The following is a 19970-nucleotide window of genomic DNA, read 5'->3' on the forward strand; positions in this document are numbered from 1 at the left end:
AGACTCACACGGCGGACAGGACGGCGGCCTCCACCCGGTTCCGTTCGGCGCTGTCGGCCCACGTGCCGACCAGGTAGAACGCGTCGACGACGTCACCGCCGAGAGTGGAGATCCGGGCTGCCCTGATCTCCGCGCCGGCCTCGTCCAGGGCGGCGGTCACCCGGTAGAGCAGGCCCGCCGAGTCGGCCGCGCGCAACTCCAGGACCGCCGCGTCGGTGGCCGCGGCACGCTGCCAGACGACCCGGGGCGAGGCGGTTCCACCACGGGCGCTCATGGCGCGGGCCCGCACACGCTGGGTCACCGAGACGTCCCCGGATGCGACACGGCGCAGATCGGCGGCGAGGGCCACCGGGTCGTACGGCGACCCGTACCGAGGCGAGGTGTAGAACTCCACGATCGCCCGGCCGTCCACCGTCGCCGTGTTGGCGGCCACCACGTCGAGCCGGTGCATCGCCAGGCAGGCCGTCACCCCGGCGAGCAGCCCCCGCCGGTCGGCCGCCGCCACCGCGACCCGGTCGCCGTCGAGATGCACGACCGGCAGTCCGCCTTCGAGCAGCTCCGGGTCGGGCTGCGGCGGTTCGGGCAGCTCGCCGGTGTCCATCGCGGTGTGCACCCGGCGGACCAGCTCGGCCATCAGCCGGCCCTTCCAGTCCGACCAGGCGGCCGGGCCGGTGGCCTGTGAATCGGCCCGGGCCAGCGCGTGCAGCAGGTCGAGGGTGGCCGGGTCGCCGACCGCCTCGGCGACGGTCGAGATGGTCAGCGGGTCGCTCAGGTCCCGGCGGGTCGCCACGTCGGGGAGCAGCAGGTGCAGCCGGACCACCTTCTCGATGGTCGCCACGTCGGCGGCGGGCAGGCCGATCCGGCCGGCGATCTCGGCGGCGATCGGCGCGCCGACGATGCTGTGGTCGCCGGGCAGGCCCTTCCCGACGTCGTGCAGGAACGCGCCGAGCAGCAGCAGGTCGGGGCGGTCCACCTCGCGGGTGAACCGGGTCGCCTCGTAGGCGGCCTGCACGAGGTGCCGGTCGAGGGTGTACCGGTGGATCGGGTGGTGCTGGGGCAGGCTGCGCATCCGGGCCCACTCGGGCAGCCACGCGTCGATCAGACCGTACCGGTCGCAGGTCTCCCAGGCCGGCAGCAGGCCGGGGCCGGAGCCGAGCAGCGAGATCAGCGCGGCCCGGGCGGCCGGCGGCCACGGGGTGGGCAGCGGCGGGCAGAACGCGGCGAGCCACTCCGAGGTGGCCCGGGCGATCGGCAGCTGGACGATGGCGGCGGCAGCGGCGACGCGCAGCGAGAGGCTGGGGTCGGGGACCGGGCCGATGGCGGTACGGGCGAGCACCAGCTCGCCGTCCTGCTCCACCACGTCCCGGGCGACCGGCCGGCGGCTCGGAACGGCGGGTGTGCTGCCCCGGCGCCGCCCGCTGCGGAGCCGGTCCACCGCGCGCCAGGCGTCGTCGACGGCGTGCGCGATCGTCCGGGCGTCGCCGGACACCCGCCGCAGCAGCGCGTCGGCGTCTTCGAGGTCGAGCAGGTCGGCGACGGCGGCCCGTTCCTGGGCGACCAGCCGGTCCACCCGGCGGCCGACCGCCAGGTGCAGCGCGTCGCGGGTGTCGAGCAGGCGCAACCCGGCCGCGCGGACCGCGGGGCGCATGGTGTCGGCGATGCCGGCCCGGCCGATGCCGCGCAGCAGGGTGAGGTCACGCAGACCGCCGGCGGCCTCTTTGAGGTCGCCCTCGAGCAGGAAGGCGAGCTCGCCGTGCTGGGTCCAGCGGGCGGTGGTCAGCTCGCGCAGCTGGGGCAGCAGCCGCACCGCGGTCCGCCGCCACTGGTCGCCGGTCGCCGCGATCATCTCGGCGGAGAGAGTGGGGTCGCCCGCGACGTGCCGGGCGTCGAGCAGGCCGAGCGCCACCTTCACGTCGTCATGGGCGACCGAGAGCGCCTCGGGCAGGGTGCGCACCGAGTGATCGAGGCCGAGGCGGGCGTCCCAGATGGGGTACCAGAGTCCGGAGGCGATCCGGTCGATCCCGGCCGTGCCGTTGTGCACGAGCACCAGGTCGAGGTCGCTGTAGGGGGCGCAGTCGCGCCGGCCCAGCCCGCCCACCGCGAGCAGGCTCACGCCGGGCACGTGGGAGGGGAAGAGGTCCTTCAGCCACACGTCGAGCGCCGCGGCCCGTTCGTCACGAGCCGCGGCGCCGATGTGGTCACGCAGTTTGTCGAGCGAGCCACCGGCTGCCGGGCGGGCCGGCGGGGCCGGCGGCTCACTCAACGGGTTCGTCATGTCGATTACAGGGCGTCGAGGCCGCGCTCGCCGGTCCGGACCCGGACCACGTCGTCGACCGACGTGACCCAGACCTTCCCGTCACCGATCTTGCCAGTGCGCGAAGCCGTGATGACGGCGTCGACGATCTTCTCGACGTCGATCTCGTCGGTCAGCACCTCGACCTTGATCTTGGGCAGGAACTCGACGGTGTACTCGGCACCCCGGTACACCTCGGTGTGGCCCTTCTGCCGGCCGTAACCCTGCACCTCGCTCACGGTGAGCCCGGCGACGCCCAGGGCGTGCAGAGCCTCCTTCACCGCGTCGAGCTGGTACGGCTTGATGACCGCGGTCACCAGCTTCATGCTCAGTCCTTCCATAGGAGCAGCCATCGGGGAATCTAGCCGGAGACCTTCTGGCTGACGGAGGCCTTCCCGTCAGCGTCGCTGGACGCGGCGCCGGTCAGACCGGCCATCGCGAACGCGCCACCACTCGAACCCGTCGCCGGGGTGAAGTCGTAGCCGGTCTCGCCGTGGTCGGCGATGTCGATGCCGCCGACCTCGGACTCCTCGCTGACCCGCAGCAGCTTGACGGCCTTGAGGGCGAGCGCCAGGACCGCGGCGATGAGGAAGGAGTACAGGGTGACGGTGAGGCTGCCCAGAGCCTGGCGGCCGAGCTGGGTGACGCCGCCGCCGTAGAACAGGCCGTTGCTGGCGTTCAGGATGGCCGAGTCGGTGATGCCGGAGTTGACCGCGTCGGTGGCGAAGAAGCCGATCGCCAGCGAGCCGATCCAGCCGCCGACGAAGTGGACGCCGACGACGTCGAGCGAGTCGTCGTAGCCGAAGCGGTACTTCAGGCCGACAGCCAGGGCGCAGACCACACCGGCGATGACACCGATGATCACGGCGGCGAAGGGAGCGACGAAGCCACAGGCCGGGGTGATGGCGACCAGACCGGCGACCGCACCGGAGGAGGCGCCGACCAGGGTCGGCTTCCGGTCCCGGATCCACTCCACCGCGACCCAGCCGACGAGCGCGGCGGCCGTGGCGACCTGGGTGTTGATGAAGGCGATGACCGTGGTGCCGTCGACGGTCAGCTCGGATCCGGCGTTGAAGCCGAACCAGCCGAACCAGAGCAGGCCGGCGCCGAGAGCGACGAACGGCACGTTGTGCGGCCGCATGTTCTCCCGCGGCCAGCCGATCCGCTTACCGAGGATCAGCACCAGGGCGAGCGCCGCGGCGCCGGCGTTGATGTGAACCGCGGTACCACCCGCGAAGTCCAGAGCCCGGATCTTCGAGCCGATGAAGCCGCCGCCCCAGACCCAGTGCGCGACCGGGACGTAGACGAGGGTGAACCAGCCGAGCGCGAAGAGCACCCAGCCACCGAACTTCATCCGGTCCGAGACCGCGCCGCTGATCAGGGCGACGGTGATGACGGCGAACATCATCTGGAAGACCAGGAACGCGTACGTCGGGATGCCGGTGTTGGCCCCGAAGAACAGCCACTCCTCGGAGATCGTCCCCACCGGGGTGCCGAGGTAGCTGAAGTTGCCGATGATGTTGTTGAGGCCGGCGTTCTCGTTGACGCCGAACGCGAGGGTGAAGCCGTAGATGATCCACAGAACGCTGACGAGCCCGATCGAGGCGAAGCTCATCATCATCATGTTCAGAACGCCCTTGGACCGGTTGAGGCCACCGTAGAACAGCGCCAGACCGGGTGTCATGAGCAAAACGAGCGCAGACGACAGGAGCAACCAAGCGGTATTGCCGGTGTTGATCTCCACGCTGCCTCCTCTCGGAATAAGGTGTCCTCACACACGACCCACTCGGCTCCGTCGCCTGTCGGCCGGTTCGGCGGAAGCCTTCCGGTCGGCTGTTTCCAGGACGGTCCATGCGCGATTTCCGGCGCGTGACGGGTTGTTTCCGACGTGTGAAGAAACTCTCACAGCCCCCGAGGCAGTAGTCCGCGAAGTGCCAAGATATCGGGATCAAAGCCCACATCGCAGCGCTTCGGGGTCCTCAGCGAAGCGCGTATTCGAGGGTGTGTCGCTCGTAATCCAGCAGCCGCAGATCGCGCATCGGCCGGCGGAGGTGGCCCTTGTGCACGATCCGGACGAACGCCGGATCGCCCGCGGCGGCCATCCTGCGGATGCCCTCGACGTGATCCACGATCCTCTTGCGGATGGTGCGGACCAGGCGGTGCCGATCACGCGGGATCAATCCGTACGCGTCGGCGAAGAGGCGGAGACGTCGCGGCCGGTTCGGCCGTTTCCATCCGAGCGTGTACGAGTCGCGGTCACTGAAGAGGGGGACCCACGTCCAGGCGGCGTACGCCACGTCGTAGAGCCGTGAGCCCGGCGACGCGAGGTCGAAATCGATCAGGGCCAGGGTGCCGTCCGGACGCCAGACCACGTTGTGCGGGGCGGCGTCGTGGTGACAGATCACCTCGGTGTCCGGCGGCGGTGGCCCGAACGAGCGCCAGACCGCTCCCGGCGGCGGGACGAAGCCGTACTGGGCGTCGTGGAACATCCGCAGCATCGTGCCGACGGTGACCAGCGCCTCCTCGGTGACCCAGTGCGGGGCCAGCGGGTATTCGCCGCACTCGCCGTCCAGGTAGGAGAGGACCTCGCGGCCCTTCTCGTCCATGCCCAGCGCGTGCGGCGAACCGGTGAAACCGACCCGTTCGAGATGGTTCAGCAGGGCGTGCACGGCCGGGGTCCAGGGACCCGCGTTACGCCGGACCGTGTCACCGATCCGGGACACCGTGCTGACGTTGCCACCGTGCAGCGGAATCTCGCGCACCGGCTCCTGCGTCACCAACGTCCTCCCGGATCATGACTCAACATCCCTGACTCCCCGCGAGCCTACGCGTCCCCGCCAATGAGGGCCTCGACGAAGGCGGCCGGCTCGAACGGCGCGAGGTCGTCCGGGCCCTCGCCCAGACCGACCAGTTTGACCGGAATCCCCAGCTTGCGCTGCACCGCGATGACGATGCCGCCCTTCGCCGTGCCGTCCAGCTTGGTCAGCACCACACCCGTGACATCCACCACCTCGGTGAACACCCGGGCCTGCTCCAGACCGTTCTGACCGGTCGTGGCGTCGAGCACGAGCAGGGTCTCGTCGACCGGGCCGTGCTTCTCCACCACCCGCTTCACCTTGCCGAGCTCGTCCATCAGGCCGACCTTGTTCTGCAGCCGGCCCGCGGTGTCGATCAGCACGGTGTCCACGCCGACCTCGATACCCCGTTTCACGGCATCGAACGCGACACTCGCCGGGTCGCCGCCCTCCGGGCCGCGCACGGTCTCCGCGCCGACCCGCTCGCCCCACGTCGACAGCTGCTCGGCGGCGGCCGCCCGGAACGTGTCGGCGGCGCCGAACAGCACGCTGCGGCCGTCCGCGATCAGGACCCGGCCGATCTTGCCGCAGGTGGTGGTCTTGCCGGCCCCGTTGACACCGACGACCATGACGACGGCCGGGCGGCCCTCGTGCGGGGTGGTCCGGAGACTGCGGTCCAGGTCGGGCTCGAGCGCCGCGGTCAGCTCCTCGGCGAGCTGCTCACGGACCCCGGCGACGGTGCGCGTGCCGAGGATCCGGACCCGCTCCCGCAGACGCTCGACGATCACCTGGGTGGCCTCGACACCGACGTCCGCGGTGATCAGGCTCTCCTCGATCTCCTCCCAGTCGTCCTCTTCCAGGTGGTCCCGGGAGAGGACAGTGAGCAGGCCCCGGCCCAGGGCGTTCTGCGAGCGGGCGAGGCGGGCGCGCAACCGGACCAGGCGGCCGGCGGTGGGTTCCGGCTTCTCCAGATCCGGGGCGGCCGGCTCCTCGACGACCGGCGCCTCGACGACCGGGGCCTCCTCGGCGACCGGCGCCGGCGAGACCGGCCGCTCGATCAGCGGGGGCAGCTCATCCTCGGCCGGAGCGGACGGGACCGTCGGCGCCGCGGGCGGGCGTTCCAGGGTGGTGGTCGAGCCCGCGGAGGGCGGTGGCGGGAGCTCACGGCGGCGCATCCTCGGCACCACCAGCCCGACCGCGCCGGCGACCAGGACGACGAGCAGGATCACTGCGGCGACCACGTATTCCATGCCCGAATCCTGACAGATGAGCCGAACCGACGTGGCGAGGGTCGCGCACTGGCGATTCCGGGTAGAGGTGGCGGAGTATGAAGCACCCCTTGTGAACATTCGTGGAGGCAATCCGCATGCGGCAATACCCCGGCGCCGTCCGGTGACCGCGCAACTGCTCATCGGCCCGATCCTGCGGCGCGTGACCGGTGACCGCGCCACCATCTGGCTGGAGACCAGCGAGCCCGCCGAGGTGCGGGTCGAGGCCGAGGGCGGCGCCGGCGGCGTCGCGACGACCTTCTCCGCGTACGGCCACCACTACGCCCTCGTCGTGGTGACCGGACTGGTCCCGGACGCGGCCCAGGCCTACACGGTGTCGCTGGACGACCGGGCGGTGTGGCCGGCGGCCGGTTCGCCGTACCCTCCCTCGGTCATCAGGACCCGGAGCACCGACGACTCACGCGAGCCCGTCAGCCTCACCTTCGGCTCCTGCCGGGAGGCGACACCGCAGGCCGCGAGCAAGAATCTCCCGCCGGACGCGCTCGACGCCTTCGCCCGGCGGCTGATGACCGACTCCCGGTCGCGACCCGACCTGCTGGTGCTGCTCGGCGACCAGGTCTACGCGGACGAGACCTCGCCGAAGGTGCGCCGGTTCCTCAAGGCCCGGCGCCGCAGCGGCCACCAGGGCCCGGCCGACCAGGTGGTCGGCTTCGAGGAGTACACGAAGCTCTACCTGGAGTCGTGGCGCGACCCGGAGGTGCGCTGGCTGCTCTCCACCGTGCCGAGCGTCATGATCTTCGACGATCACGAGCTGATCGACGACTGGAACACCTCGGCGTCCTGGCGGGCCGACATGGCGAGACAGCCCTGGTGGCGGGAGCGGATCGCCGCTGGGCTGGCGTCGTACTGGATCTATCAGCACCTCGGGAACCTCGGCCCGGACGAGCTGGCCGCCGACCCGCTCTTCCAGAAGGTGGCGTCGGCCGGTGACGCGACCGAGCTGATGCGTGAGTTCGGCAGGTCCGTCGACGAGCCCGAGTCGGCGGAGAACACCGACCAGCCGTACCAGTGGAGTTACGCGCTGGACCTCGGCCGGACCCGTCTCGTGGTCCTGGACAACCGCTGCAACCGGATCCTGACCCCGGGCGCGCGGGCCATGCTGCCGCCCGCCGAGTGGGACTGGTTCCTGGACCAGGCGCACGGCGACTACGACCACCTGGTGATCGGCTCGTCGCTGCCCTGGCTCATGCCGCCCGCCATCCACCACCTGGAGGCGTGGAACGAGCGGATCGCCGAGTCGCCGACCGCGTGGAAGGCATCGTTCGGGGAGAAGCTGCGGCGGGCGTTCGACCTGGAGCACTGGGCCGCGTTCGGCAAGTCGTTCGACGCGCTCGGCGAGCTGTTCCGGCGGCTGGGCGAGGGCGGGCCGACCCCGATCGGTCACCGGGTCGGCGCCGGTGGGGCCTACGCCGCCCCGGCCTCGATCAGCGTCCTGTCCGGGGACGTGCACCACTCGTACGTCGCCCGCGCCGAGTTCGGCCACCCGCTGCCCACCCCGGTCATGCAGCTGACCTGCTCGCCGATCCACAACCAGGTGCCCGCGCCGCTGCGCCCCCTGATGCGGGCCAGCTGGTCGCGGGCGGTGGCCCGGGTGGCCCGGGGCCTGTCCAAGTCGGCAGGCGTGGTGAAACCGGCGGTCCGCTGGAAACGGCTGGCCGGGCCGTACTTCGGCAACGCGGTCGGCACCCTGCGGCTGGAGGGCCAGACCGCCACGGCCCGCATCGAGGGCACCTCGAAGGACGGCGACCTCTTCGAGGTGGCGGCCGTCAAGTTCTAGGTCTCAGTCCAGGGCCGGGATCGCGGCCTTCCCCTTGTCCACCACGCTGAAGTTGGTCATGAAGTCGCCCTCGCCGGACTCCTGGACGATCACCTTGTCGCCCTCCGGGCCGGCGAGGGCGAACAGACCGGCCACCTCGATGAGCCGGCCGGGGCTGTCGGCCGGCGGCTCCGGGAACGTGAAGACCTGATCCTTCTCGGCGGCGTCACACGCCTGGATCTTCAGCTGGAGCGGGTTGGATCCGCCGGGTGAGTGCACCTGGAGGCAGTACGCCTCGCCGCCGGCTCGCAGCGTGCCGGTCTTGAGCAGGAAACCGCCGCCGGACGGGACCGCCACGAAGAGGGCGCGGTCGTCGTACTCGCCGAGCTTGACGATCCCGTCCGATCCGACGGTGAGCACACGGTCGCCGCCGGACTCGACGGTCGCGAACGCCACCTGGCGGTTGAGACCGGGGGCGGTGCCCGGGCCGGCCGGCTCCTCGGCGGGCGCGGTCGTTCGTTCCTCGATCGGCGAAGCGGAGGGCGTCGGCGAATTCTCCACGATCGCCGAGGGCGAGACCGAGACCGGAGGCGAGACCGTGGGCGACGTCGACGGGGATTGCGACGAACAACCCGAAACCGACAGAACGAGCGCGAGAACGGCAATCCTGCCGAGAGGTGACATGCCTCCATCCTCCCCGGGACCGGGCCGTGCCCGACATCCCGGAAAGGTGCCGCTCACTCCGAAAGATCAAGGACCTTGCGCAGGTACGGCAGATGCTCCGGTCCGGCCCACCGATACCCGGAGAGCCCGGCCGCCCGCGCGCCACGGACCACCCGGTCGTCGTCGTCCACCATGAGCACGTGCTTCGGCAGCTGGCCGATCTCCTGGCAGGCCTGCTCGAAGTATTCCGGGGCCGGCTTGTGCACCTTCATCTCCCAGGAGCTGAGCACCAGGTCCACCTCGCCGGTGAGGCCGAGCGCGTCCAGGTCGCCGCGGAGACGGTCGGTCGCGTTGGTGGCGATCGCGACCGGACGGCCGGCGGCCCGCACCTCGCGGACGAACGCGAGCGCCTCCGGGTCCACCTCGCCCCGGTACGCCTGCCACTCGGCCACCGCCGCCGCGGACTCCTCGTCGCCGAGCGGGAGCCGGCTCGCCACCAGGCCCATCCACTCCTCGTCGGAGATCTCGCCGGCCATCGCGGGCCGGTAGATGTCCCACGACATCGCCGTCTCGAGCAGTGAGGCCGGCTTCAGGCCGTACTTCACCTCGACGGCGATCATCGGGGCCGGATCCCAGCGGCGCAGAACGCCGTCCAGGTCGATGAACAGGGCCCGGGCGCGATCGCGCATGTCTTCTTAGTCCTCTTCCTCACGGACGAGCCGCTGGCTGATCACCTGAGTGACGCCGGCTCGCATGGTGACGCCGTAGAGGGCGTCCGCGACCTCCATCGTGCGCTTCTGGTGCGTGATGATGAGCAGCTGGCTCTTCTCCCGCAACTGCCTGAAGAGGGTAATCAACCGGCCCAGGTTCACGTCGTCGAGGGCCGCCTCCACCTCGTCCATGATGTAGAAGGGCGAGGGGCGGGCCCGGAAGATGGCACAGAGCATCGCCACCGCGGTGAGCGAGCGCTCGCCACCGGAGAGCAGCGACAGCCGCTTGATCTTCTTGCCCGGCGGGCGGGCCTCGACCTCGACGCCGGTGGTGAGCATGTCCTCCGGGTCGGTCAGGACGAGCCGGCCCTCACCGCCCGGGAAGAGCACCTGGAACACGGTCTGGAACTCGCGCGCGGTGTCCTCGAACGCCGACGTGAAGACCTCGAGGATCCGGTCGTCGACGTCCTTCACGACGGTGAGCAGGTCCTTGCGGGTGGCCTTGAGGTCCTCGAGCTGGTCGGAGAGGAACTTGTAGCGCTCCTCCAGCGCGGCGAACTCCTCCAGCGCCAGCGGGTTCACCTTGCCGAGCAGGGTGAGGTCGCGCTCCGCCTTGTTCGCCCGCTTCTCCTGGGTGGGCCGGTGGAACGGAACGGGCTCGGGGACCGGCTTGCCGTCCTTCTCGGCCAGCGCCACGTCGGCCTGGGTCGGCGGCACGAGCTGGTCCGGGCCGTACTCGCTGATCAGCGTCTCGACGTCGAGCGAGAAGTCCTCGGCGGCCTTCGCCTCCAGCTGGTCGATGCGCATCCGCTGCTCGGCCCGGGCCATCTCGTCCCGGTGGACCTCGCTGGTGAGCCGCTCCAGCTCGGCGACGAGGCGCTTCGCCGTGGCGCGCACCTCCTGCAGTTCGGCTTCCCGGCTGGTCCGGGCCTGAGCCAGCTCGTCGCGGTGCTCGGCGGCGGCGGCGAGCGAGACGGCGACACGTTCCAGGGCGCCGGCCGCGCCGAGCGCGACGGCCTGAGCGATCTTGGCGCCGCGGGCCCGGGCCTCCCGGCGGGCCGCGGCGCGCTCCCGGGCCTGCCGCTCGGCGTTCGCCTGCCGCATCAGCGAGTCGGCCCGGCCGGCGATCGAGGAGACCCGCTCCTCGGCGGTACGCACCGCGAGCCGGACCTCCATCTCGTTCTGCCGTGCCTGCGGGACCATCGCCGCGAGCTGGTCGCGTTCCTCGGTGGAGGGTTCCTCGTCGAGCGGGGTGTCCTCGGCCAGCCGCAGACGTTCCTCCAGCTCGGCGAGGCGCATGAGGTCGGTCTCCCGGGCCGCCTCGGCCTTCTGCCGGGACGCGCCGAGCCGCTCGCTCTCCGCCTTCGCCGACCGCGCCGCCGCGCCCAGCTCGGCCAGCCGCCGGGCGGCCGCGTTGCGCTCGCCCTCGGCGGCCCGCTTCTCACTCGCGGCCTGGTTCACGACCTGCTTGAGCTCGGCCACCTCGGCCCGGGCCGCGCCGAGCTGCTCCTTGAGCTCGGCGATCGCCTGCTCGGCCGCGGCCCGCTTCGCCTTCGCCTCGTCGACGGCGGCCTGCACCTCGATGTAGCTGGTCGCCTTCGACGAACCACCGGCCGCCGCGTACGCGCCGAGCACGTCGCCCTCGGGCGTCACCGCGCGCAGCTCGGCGTTCTCGGCGATCAGCTTGGCCGCCGCGGTCAGGTCGGCGACGAGGACGACGTCGCGCAGCACCCGGTTCAGAGCCGGCCGGATCTGCTCCGGGCAGTCGATCACCTCGGGCGCCCAGACGGCCCCCTCCGGCAGGTCGGGACGCAGGCTCGTGAGCGGGCCCCGCATGCCCGGGCCGGCCGACCCGGCCACCACGAGGTCGGCACGGCCGGCGTCAGCGATCTTGAGCGTACGCATCGCCTCGACCGCTTCGTCGACGCCCGACAGCGCGACGGCGTCCGCCAGGCCGCCCAGCGCCGCGGCGAGCGCCACCTCGTAGCCGGGCCGGACGGTCAGCAGCGACGCGAGGCTGCCGAGAAGCCCGGGAACCTGGCCGGCCTTCGCCAGCAACGCCCCGGCGCCGTCCTTGCGCTTCAGGCCGAGCGCGAGAGCTTCTTCACGAGCCTTCCAGCTGGCGGCGTCCTTCTCGGCGGCCCGCTCGGCGTCGGACAGCTCCCGGACCACCGCGGCGGCCCGGTCGTGCGCGGCGACCGCCTCGTCGTGCCGGGCGTCGAGGCCGGCGTTGTCCCGGTCGGCCTCCGACGACTCGGCAGCGACCAGGTCCACCTCGGCCTGCGCCGCCTCGGCCCGCATCAGCGCGTCGGTGTGCGCCACGGCGAGCCGCTCGATCTCCTCGTCGGCGCTGCTGGTGCGCGCCCGGGCCGCGTTGACGTTGCCGGTCAGCTTCGCCAGGCCCTCACGCCGGTCGGCGATCGCCTTGGCGGCGGCCCGCAGCGCGCCCTCGGCCGCGGCCAGCTGGCGTTCCAGATCCTGCCGCTGCTCGACCGCCTCGGCCAGGCGCATCTGGTCCTCGGTGAGCGCCTCGCGCAGCTCCTCCTCCTGCTCCCGGATCCGCTCGGCCTCGGCCTCGATCATCTCCGGGTCGCGGCCGGGGCGTTCCTCGTCGGGCGTGGCAGCGAGGTGGCGCAGCCGCTCGGTGGCGAGCTGCTCGGTGGAGCGGAAGCGTTCCTGCAGGGTGGAGAGCTTGTACCAGGCGTCCTGCGCGGCCTGCAGCAGCGGCGCGTCCTCGGCGTGCTGGGCCTCCAGGTCGGCGAGCCACCGCTGGATCTCGCGGTTCTCCTCCTCGACCTGCTGCCGCCGGTCGCGCATCGCCGACTCGTCGGCGATCTCCTTGTCCAGAGTGGTACGCAGGGTGTGCAGATCGTCGGCGAGCAACCGGAGCCGGGCGTCGCGCAGGTCGGCCTGGATGCCGGCGGCGCGACGGGCCACTTCGGCCTGCTTGCCGAGCGGCTTGAGCTGACGCCGCAGCTCGGTCGTCAGGTCGCCCAGCCGGTTCAGGTTGACCTGCATGGCGTCCAGCTTGCGGATCGCCTTCTCTTTGCGCTTGCGGTGCTTGAGGACACCGGCCGCCTCCTCGATGAAGGAGCGGCGGTCCTCGGGCTTGGCGTGCAGCATCGCGTCGAGCCGGCCCTGACCGACGATGATGTGCATCTCCCGGCCGATGCCGGAGTCGCTGAGCAGCTCCTGGATGTCGAGCAGCCGGCAGGCGTTGCCGTTGATCTCGTACTCGCTGGCGCCGTCCCGGAACATCCGGCGGGTGATCGAGACCTCGGTGTACTCGATGGGCAGGGCGCCGTCGTTGTTGTCGATCGTGAGCGTCACCTCGGCGCGGCCCAGCGGCGCCCGGCCGGCGGTGCCGGCGAAGATGACGTCCTCCATCTTGCCGCCACGCAGCGCCTTGGCGCCCTGCTCGCCGAGAACCCAGGCGATGGCGTCGACGACGTTGGACTTGCCGGATCCGTTCGGGCCCACGACACAGGTGATGCCCGGCTCCAGCCGCAACGTGGTAGCGGAGGCGAAGGACTTGAAGCCCTTGACCGTCAGGCTCTTGAGGTGCACGGATCTCCGAGGGTCGGCGGTGGTCTGCTGGTGGCAGGCTACCCGCAGGGGATCGGATCAGCGGTGACACGCCGCGCCAGCGACCGCGACACCCGGCGAAAAACCGGACAAAAAGCTGCGCGCCGCCACAATCGTGGAGGCGCGCGTTTTCTTTGGTTCTTCGACTTCTTCGGTGCCGTCTTCACTGCTTCACTGCATGACCTGGGTGCGAGGGGATGAACGCCGGGAGGTCACCCCGCGGAACTCACGGGCGCTCGGGGTGGAGCTCAGGTCAGCGCGGGCTCGGTCAGCCGCGCGAAATCGTCTGCCTCCACGGCTGCTGCCGCGAGACGATCGTTCTCCGCCCGGAGGCGGGTGACCTCGAACTCCAGGGACTGCACCCTGGAACGCAGTCGGGTGACCTCGTCGAGCAGGCGCCGGTCGGGCGCCGCACCTACGTGGCCGTAGAGGGCCTTCGCCATCGTGACTCCTTGTGACGCTGTGCGTCTCGTTGTGATGCGTTGCCGGAAAAGCCGGCCAACGTGCGCCCAGATCGGTGCACAGCACCCGCACTCACGGGCACGCGTGAGCGCAGAATCCTGCCCGGTTGGTCTGAACAGAATTCTTCAGGTGCAGAGCTCAAGCCACGAATGAAACCGGGGCATGAGTGGGCGCGACTGGCGACAACTCCATAGTCCGCCGATACCCACCCTCCGTCAAGCCGAGGCTTTCGTGGTTCGGCGCTTCTTCTCAGTGAATCACGCCACCAACACGGTTTAGCTGCTCTTATGTCCCGTCTGCCAGTTTGGCGGGGCAGCCCGCCGGTCGATGCGGCCCGACTACGGGCGGTTCCAGCGGTATATGTCGACATCACTCATCGGCAGGCGCCGCGATCTCCTGAGCGCCTCGGGGGCGCTTCCGGAGCGCTCCCGGGAGGGCTTTTCCGCGGCAAACGGCATCGCATCAATGCCCCTTCCGGGCAAAAACGGGCAAAGACGGCGGACATTTTGGTTCAAAAGGTGCGTAATTGTGTCGCCTAGCCGACATGCTCCGGTGACTTCGCCGTGCTGTGTCGTTGCCCCCACCGTGAATCCGACCCCGTCGCGCGAGCGCATCTGCTTGCTCACCGGCGGCGGGTACCCGTACCGGCGGGACGCCCTCGGAGGCTGGTGCCGAACCCTCGTCGAGGGCCTGCGCCGGTTCCGCTTCGAGCTGCTGACCGTCACGGACCGTGAACTGCCGTCCGCGCCGGCGTACCCGCTCCCGTTCAATGTCGGCTCGGCGCGCGCCGTCGCGCTGAGCCGCGACACCACCCGGCCCGGTCGTCCCGGCCGCCGCCGGCCCGGTCCGCCGGACGGCGCCGACGAGGCGGCCGCGCTGCTCTGCCGTGGTCTGCTCGGCGACGAAGGACCGGTCGGCGCGCAGTTCGCCGACGGCCTGCGCCGGATCGCCGAGCTGCCCTGCGGTCCCGACCCGCTCGGCGGCGTGCCGCTCGCGGACGCGCTGATCGAGGCATGGCGGCAGCGGCAGGCCGCGCTCGGCGCCGATACAGCGCCGCTGCCCCGGCTCAGCGTGCGGGACGCGCGTACCGCGGCGATGCTGCTGCGGCACGCCATGCGCGCGCTCGCCGTGGAGCTGCCCGAGGTGGAGCTGGTGCACTGCGTCGGCGGGACCACGCCGCTGCTCGCGGCGCTCGGCGGGCGCTGGCGCAGCGGTGTGCCCCTGCTGCTCACCGAGGCCCGGGCGCCGGTTCCCCGCCAGCGGCCCGCCGAGGATCGGCTCTCGGTCGCGGTGCGGACCGTGCTGCGGCGGTTCCGCACGTCGGTGGCCCGGACCGGCTACGCCGAGGCCGAGCTGATCGCGCCGCTCAGCACGTATCACCACGGCTGGGCGCTGGAACACGGCGCACGACCGGCACGGCTGGTGCCGGTGCCGGCCGGCGTCGACCCGCGCGACTATCCCGGCGTGATCGAGCTCAGCCCGGCGCCGGCCGTGGTCTGGGCCGGCAGCGGTGGCCCGGACAGCGGGCTGGCGTGCGTGCTGGAGGCGTTCACCGAGGTGGCGGCGGCGATCCCGGGGACCGTGCTGCACCTTGTCGGCGTCACCGCGGCGCACGAGGAACACTGCGCCGAGCAGATCGAGCGCACCGGGCTGGGCCGGACCGTACGCCTGCACCCGCTGCCCGCCGACCCCCGCGACCGGTACACGGTCGGGCAGGTCGTCGCGCACGTGCCGGGCCCGGCGGATCCGCCGTACCGGCTGGTCGAGGCGATGATGTCGGGCCGTCCGGTGGTCGGCGTCGACGTCGGCCCGGCCGGCGAGACCCTCGGCGAGACCGGTGTGCTGGTACCACCGAACGACCCGTCCGAACTCGCCATCGCCATCGCCGGGCTGCTCCGCGATCCGGCTCGGCGCCGCACGCTCGGCGACGCGGCCCGGCAGCGGGCGCTCAGCCACTTCACCGTGGATCGCGTGGTGCGCGTCTACGGCGCCCTCTACACCGACCTGGCCGTACCGCCGCCGGCGCCCGCCTTCGAGCTGGCGCTCAGCGTGACGGCGCCCCGGGTGACGCTGCCCGACACCGTCCGATGGCTGGCCGGCCCGTCCGGGGCCGAGCCCGGCCCGCGCGAGCCGGCGCTGGTCGGAGGGCCCATGCCGACCGGGGAGAACGCATCATGACGATCACGGGATCGCGCGACACCCTGTCCGCCCGCAACCGGGCCCGGCGGCGGGCGGCCGGCCGCCACGAGCCGCGTCGTGGCCACTCGCCGGCCGGGCGGCACTCCGCCGAGGTCGTGAAGCCGCTGACCCCGGCGGATCCGGAGACGCCCGCCGCTGTCGTCGCGCCTGCTGCCGCTGTCGAACCGGACCCGATTCAGGCGGTGGACGCCTCGTACCCGAAGAGGAGGCGGCGCGCCCGTCCCGGCTTCCTCGCGGGAGCCGTCGTCCGCTGCTGCCTCTACGTCGGCCCGCTGAGCGTCGCGATCGCCGCCACCGGATCGCTGAACCGGGTCGCGTGGCCGGTCACCGCCGTGATGCTGGTGCTCGGATGGGGTGCCGCCCAGGCGCTGACCAGCATGGGCGTCGTCGTGGCGGGACGCAGCGGGCAGGCCGCCGCGGCACGGTTCGTCGGCGCCGGGTTCGCCTCGGTGACAGCGCTCTGGTGCGCGCTCGTCTGGATCGCCCCGGACCGCGCGCTCGGGCCGTCCCGCGCGCTCGCCGCCGTCGTCGGCGTCTGCGGGCTGCTCGCCCTGGGCAGCGTCACGGTCGCACTGGTGACCCGGTCCGAGGGCGCCGTCGCCGCCTGGTTCCTGCCCTGCTGGCTGCTCGCCGCGGTACCGGTGGCCGCCGCTCTCGGGGCCGGGTGGGCCACCGTCCAGGTCGAGGTGATGCTGCCCGGCGCCATCGTCGCGGTGGCGGTGCGCGCCTTCCGGCCCGCGGTGCTGTCCCGTCCCGGCCGAAGCCGGCTCACCGGCGCCGACCGCCGGCGCGGACTCTCCTACCTGGTCATCGGGGCCTCGCAGGCGGTCTGCGTGACACTGCTCTGGCAGGCCGACACACCGTTCCCGGCGGCGTTGCCACTGCTCATCGCCGTACCGATGCTCGAGGGCCTGATCGGCTGGCACACCGCGCGTCTCGACAACGGCCTGGACTCCGCGGAGACCTCCGCCGACTTCGGCCGGCACGTCCGCAACGTCACCGCGATCACGCTGGCCGGCCTGCTGCCACCGCTCGCGGCCGGCTGCGGGCTCGCGGTGGCCGCCTACCAGCTCCCCGGCCCGCTTCTCCCCGGCTCCCGCGACGGCGTCCTCGCCCTCGCCGCCGGAACCCTGCTCGGCGGGGTGTTCGCCGTGACGTTCCTGCTGGCGGCCCGGTTCCGTACCGGCATCGCCGCCACGCTCGCCGCCGTGCCCCCGCTGGCCGCGGCCGTCATCGCGCTCTTCCCCTCGCCGTCCGGACCACTGCCGGCTTCGGTCGCCGTGCTCGCCGCGGCACACCTGGCCGGCCTGCTCATCGTCGCCCTGACCGCTGTCGATCTACGGAGGACGCCGTGAAGACACTGTTCCCCTCGTACGCCCACCCGTCGCCCGAACTGGAGCTGGACGCCGACACCTGGATCGTCCGCGAACAGCCCGGCGACCGCCGGACCCTGCACCAGTCGCTGGGCCGCATCGATCTCGACTGGGGAAGCCGCTCGCTCGCCGACGTGCTCGCCGACGTGGACGCCTGGCGCGCCGACGGCGTGGAGGGGTTGTTCCTGGACCGGGCCCCGGCCGGTTCCGGTGGGGTGGGTCCGGTCGCGCTGACGGTCCGGTTGGCGGCGCGGCGCGGTCTGCATCGGGTGGTGCTGAATCCGGGAGTTCCGACTCATCCCCTTTATCGTGATTTAGGGGTGCGAATCTGTTCGTTCGAAGGCCCGTGGGAGGCCTACCAGAACTGGGACGGCGATGGCGTGCGCCCCGGTGACGGCCACATCGTCCACGGTGTGCCCCCGGAGCTGCTGACCGCCGCCCGCCGCCTGATGGGCCGCCGTGGCGCCGGCTTCGGCCTCGCGACCGATCTGACCCCTCACCGCCCGGTCGCGACTTCCGGCCGAGGAGCCCACGCGGTCGATTGACCCTTCCTTGTACGGGGATGACGCCCGCCCCCGCCGGACCCCGCCGTCGCGCCTCCATCGACACCTGACGGCCCGTTCCCCCGGCGCCGCCCGCCGCCGGCCCCGGCGTCCCGTCACCCCCGGCCGGTCCACGCCCCGGGTGAGGGTGCACCGGGGCCGGCGGCGGCGTGCGCCGGGGGAACGTGGCCGCAGGTGTGGTGCGCCACGGGACGGCGTTCGATGCGGTCGGGGGCTGCCGCTGTCCCCGTACGAGGAGATGTCTGGTTCTAAGAACGCGGTCTCGGCTGGCAGCGCGGGCAGCTGAAGGAGGAGCGGTTCATGAAGTGCTCGCGGCGGATCGGGGTGCCGCAGCGGGAGCAGGGCTCGTTCTCCCGGCCGTAGGCGTTCAGGGCGCGGTCGAAGTAGCCGCTCTCGCCGTTCACGTCGACGTAGAGCTCGTCGAAGCTCGTGCCGCCCGCGACGATCGCCTCGCCGAGGACGTCGCGGACATGAGCCAGCAAGCCCTTGACCGCGGGGCGGGTCAGCTTGTCGGTGGGGCGGGCGCCGTGCAGCTTCGCCCTCCACAGTGCCTCGTCGGCGTAGATGTTGCCGATCCCGGAGATCAGGGACTGATCGAGCAGGGCTCGCTTGATCTCCGTGTGCCGGCCACGGAGCCGGGCCGCGAAGGCCTCGTCGTCGAAGAGCGGGTCCATCGGGTCGCGGGCGATGTGCGAGATCTCGTCCGGCAGCTCGGCGCCGCCCTCGGAGACCGACAGGCCGCCGAACGTGCGCTGGTCGACGAAGCGCAACTCGGGGCCGCCGTCGGTGAACGTGAACCGGATGCGCAGGTGCTTCTCGTCGGGCGCCCCGGTGGGCTGCATGAGCAGCTGGCCGCTCATACCGAGGTGACCGATGATCGCGTCGCCGGAGTCGAGCGGGAACCAGAGGTACTTGCCGCGGCGGGAGATGTCCAGGACGGTGCGGCCGGCCAGGACCGCGGAGAAGTGGGCGTCGCCGGGCAGGTGACGGCGGATCGCCCGGGGGTGGTGGACCTCGGCGGTCGCGATGGTGCGGCCGGCGACCCACTTCGCCAGGCCCATGCGGACGGTCTCCACCTCGGGAAGCTCAGGCACACCAGAATCCTTTACAGCGTGTACGGCCAGACGGTGACCAGGTAGGCGCCGTACCAGAGACCGAAGGCCGCCCACGCCACGATCGACAGGATCGCGACCCGGGGCCGGGCCTTGGACGCCGCCACGACGGCCGGAAGCAGCGTCAACAGTACGGGCAGCAGCAGCCGTGGCTTGGAGTGGTAGAAACCGGCCTGGCCGTACACCAGGATCATCGCGACCACCCCGTAGACGGCGAGCGGCAGCCACGGCTTCTGCGTCAGGGCCACACCCGCCGCGGCGAGGGCGACCAGCAGCATCAGGGCGATGCTGATCGAGACCCAGCCGTCACCCGTACGCAGCGTGGTGTTGAGGAACTTGATCGTGCTCGACCCGTAGTCGAACGTGGTGCCCCAGCCCGCAGTCTGGATCTTGAACCAGGCGTCCAGGTCACCGACCCGCCAGGCCACCCAGCCGATGTAGAGCGGCACGCCGGCCAGGGCCGCGGCCGCCGCGGTGATCGGCTGCCAGGCGATCCGGTTCTCGGACTTCCAGATCTCCCGGACCGCGATCAGCGCCGCCACCCCGAGACCGAGGGCGGCGGCCGCGCCGGTCGGCCGGCTCAGCGCGGTGAGCAGGCCGAGCAGTCCCGCCGCCCACCAGGCACGGCGGTGCGCGGCCACGAACATGCCGGCCACCAGGGCCAGGAAGATGCTCTCCGAGTACGCCATGGAGAGCACCACCGACGCCGGCGCCGAACAGCAGATCGCCACCAGCGCCCAGCCGGCCCGCTTGCTGTAGAGACTCGTGCCGAGCAGGTGCAGCGCGACGGCCGCGCCGATCGAAGCGATCCAGGAGATCAGAACCGCGGCCGTCGACGGGGTGAAGCCGATCGCGGCGGCGAACCGGATGAGCATCGGGTAGACCGGGAAGAACGCCAGCTCGTTGCCCTGGAGCACGCCGTTCTCGTACGTGTACCCGTGTGGATAGCCGTCCATCGCGACCCGGAGGAACCAGCCGGCGTCCCAGACGAGCAGCCGGTCCCAGACGCTGCGCGGCTCGGAGGTCGCGCCACCGAGCCACCAGATCATGAGCAATTGGCCCACTCGGGTGAGCGCCAGGATGCCTACCGCAGTCCCGACGCCCTGCCATCCGCCCGCTTTGTCCCAGATTTTCGCGGGCGCGGTTGTCGTCTCGGTCACCGTCACGCCG

At 72.0% G+C, this 19970-nt stretch carries 15 protein-coding genes; 4 read left to right on the forward strand and 11 right to left on the reverse strand.

Annotated features, from left to right (window positions below; translation table 11 throughout):
• Window positions 1–4: 4 nt before the first annotated feature.
• The 5 genes from EP757_RS05325 to ftsY form a co-directional block, all read right to left on the reverse strand.
• Window positions 5–2275, reverse strand: a complete 2271-nt coding sequence (locus EP757_RS05325) for a [protein-PII] uridylyltransferase (RefSeq protein WP_127543087.1) — start codon at window positions 2273–2275, stop codon at window positions 5–7.
• 5 nt (window positions 2276–2280) lie between these two features.
• Window positions 2281–2619, reverse strand: a complete 339-nt coding sequence (locus EP757_RS05330) for a P-II family nitrogen regulator (protein ID WP_041830256.1) — start codon at window positions 2617–2619, stop codon at window positions 2281–2283.
• A 35-nt stretch (window positions 2620–2654) separates the two neighbouring features.
• Complete coding sequence (locus EP757_RS05335; RefSeq protein WP_127543088.1) at window positions 2655–4037, reverse strand: ammonium transporter; 1383 nt, start codon at window positions 4035–4037, stop codon at window positions 2655–2657.
• 235 nt (window positions 4038–4272) lie between these two features.
• Window positions 4273–5070: an aminoglycoside phosphotransferase family protein gene (locus EP757_RS05340; protein ID WP_014447157.1), complete on the reverse strand. Its 798-nt coding sequence runs from the start codon at window positions 5068–5070 to the stop codon at window positions 4273–4275.
• A 47-nt stretch (window positions 5071–5117) separates the two neighbouring features.
• Complete coding sequence (gene ftsY / locus EP757_RS05345) at window positions 5118–6338, reverse strand: signal recognition particle-docking protein FtsY (RefSeq protein ID WP_127543089.1); 1221 nt, start codon at window positions 6336–6338, stop codon at window positions 5118–5120.
• A gap of 142 nt (window positions 6339–6480) precedes the next feature.
• Here ftsY and EP757_RS05350 point away from each other — a divergent pair, with 142 nt between their 5' ends.
• Window positions 6481–8154 carry an alkaline phosphatase D family protein gene (locus tag EP757_RS05350; RefSeq protein WP_174262340.1) on the forward strand — a complete coding sequence of 558 codons (1674 nt, stop codon included), beginning with the start codon at window positions 6481–6483 and terminating at the stop codon, window positions 8152–8154.
• A 3-nt stretch (window positions 8155–8157) separates the two neighbouring features.
• Here EP757_RS05350 and EP757_RS42715 read toward each other — a convergent pair whose 3' ends face one another.
• The 4 genes from EP757_RS42715 to EP757_RS05375 all read right to left on the reverse strand — a co-directional run bounded on the left by EP757_RS42715 (window position 8158) and on the right by EP757_RS05375 (window position 13534).
• The gene (locus EP757_RS42715) at window positions 8158–8817 is read right to left on the reverse strand and encodes a hypothetical protein (RefSeq protein ID WP_160165761.1); all 660 of its coding nucleotides are present in this window, start codon (window positions 8815–8817) and stop codon (window positions 8158–8160) included.
• Between the two features lie 53 nt (window positions 8818–8870).
• Window positions 8871–9485 (reverse strand): HAD family hydrolase, encoded by a 615-nt coding sequence (locus EP757_RS05365; RefSeq protein WP_127543093.1) that lies wholly within the window; start codon window positions 9483–9485, stop codon window positions 8871–8873.
• A 6-nt stretch (window positions 9486–9491) separates the two neighbouring features.
• The gene (gene smc, locus EP757_RS05370; protein WP_127543094.1) at window positions 9492–13073 is read right to left on the reverse strand and encodes a chromosome segregation protein SMC; all 3582 of its coding nucleotides are present in this window, start codon (window positions 13071–13073) and stop codon (window positions 9492–9494) included.
• A gap of 266 nt (window positions 13074–13339) precedes the next feature.
• Window positions 13340–13534 (reverse strand): hypothetical protein, encoded by a 195-nt coding sequence (locus EP757_RS05375; protein WP_127543095.1) that lies wholly within the window; start codon window positions 13532–13534, stop codon window positions 13340–13342.
• 604 nt (window positions 13535–14138) lie between these two features.
• On the opposite strand from EP757_RS05375, the gene EP757_RS05380 reads away from it, so the two are divergent.
• Genes EP757_RS05380 through EP757_RS05390 form a run of 3 tightly spaced genes read left to right on the forward strand, consistent with a single transcriptional unit; the run spans window position 14139 to window position 17670 of the window.
• The gene (locus EP757_RS05380) at window positions 14139–15731 is read left to right on the forward strand and encodes a glycosyltransferase (RefSeq protein WP_127543096.1); all 1593 of its coding nucleotides are present in this window, start codon (window positions 14139–14141) and stop codon (window positions 15729–15731) included.
• The gene (locus EP757_RS05385) at window positions 15728–17107 is read left to right on the forward strand and encodes a hypothetical protein (RefSeq protein WP_232050385.1); all 1380 of its coding nucleotides are present in this window, start codon (window positions 15728–15730) and stop codon (window positions 17105–17107) included. Before EP757_RS05380 ends, EP757_RS05385 begins: the two co-directional genes overlap by 4 nt.
• Window positions 17104–17670 (forward strand): spherulation-specific family 4 protein, encoded by a 567-nt coding sequence (locus tag EP757_RS05390; protein ID WP_127543097.1) that lies wholly within the window; start codon window positions 17104–17106, stop codon window positions 17668–17670. Before EP757_RS05385 ends, EP757_RS05390 begins: the two co-directional genes overlap by 4 nt.
• A 266-nt stretch (window positions 17671–17936) precedes the next feature.
• Here EP757_RS05390 and mutM read toward each other — a convergent pair whose 3' ends face one another.
• Both mutM and EP757_RS05400 read right to left on the reverse strand, forming a co-directional pair.
• Window positions 17937–18782, reverse strand: coding sequence for a bifunctional DNA-formamidopyrimidine glycosylase/DNA-(apurinic or apyrimidinic site) lyase (gene mutM / locus EP757_RS05395; RefSeq protein WP_127543098.1), 846 nt, complete (start codon window positions 18780–18782; stop codon window positions 17937–17939).
• Between the two features lie 11 nt (window positions 18783–18793).
• Window positions 18794–19966, reverse strand: a complete 1173-nt coding sequence (locus tag EP757_RS05400; protein WP_127543099.1) for a mannosyltransferase family protein — start codon at window positions 19964–19966, stop codon at window positions 18794–18796.
• Between the last annotated feature and the right edge of the window lie 4 nt (window positions 19967–19970).

The sequence above is a fragment of the Actinoplanes sp. OR16 genome (assembly GCF_004001265.1).
Lineage (GTDB): Bacteria > Actinomycetota > Actinomycetes > Mycobacteriales > Micromonosporaceae > Actinoplanes.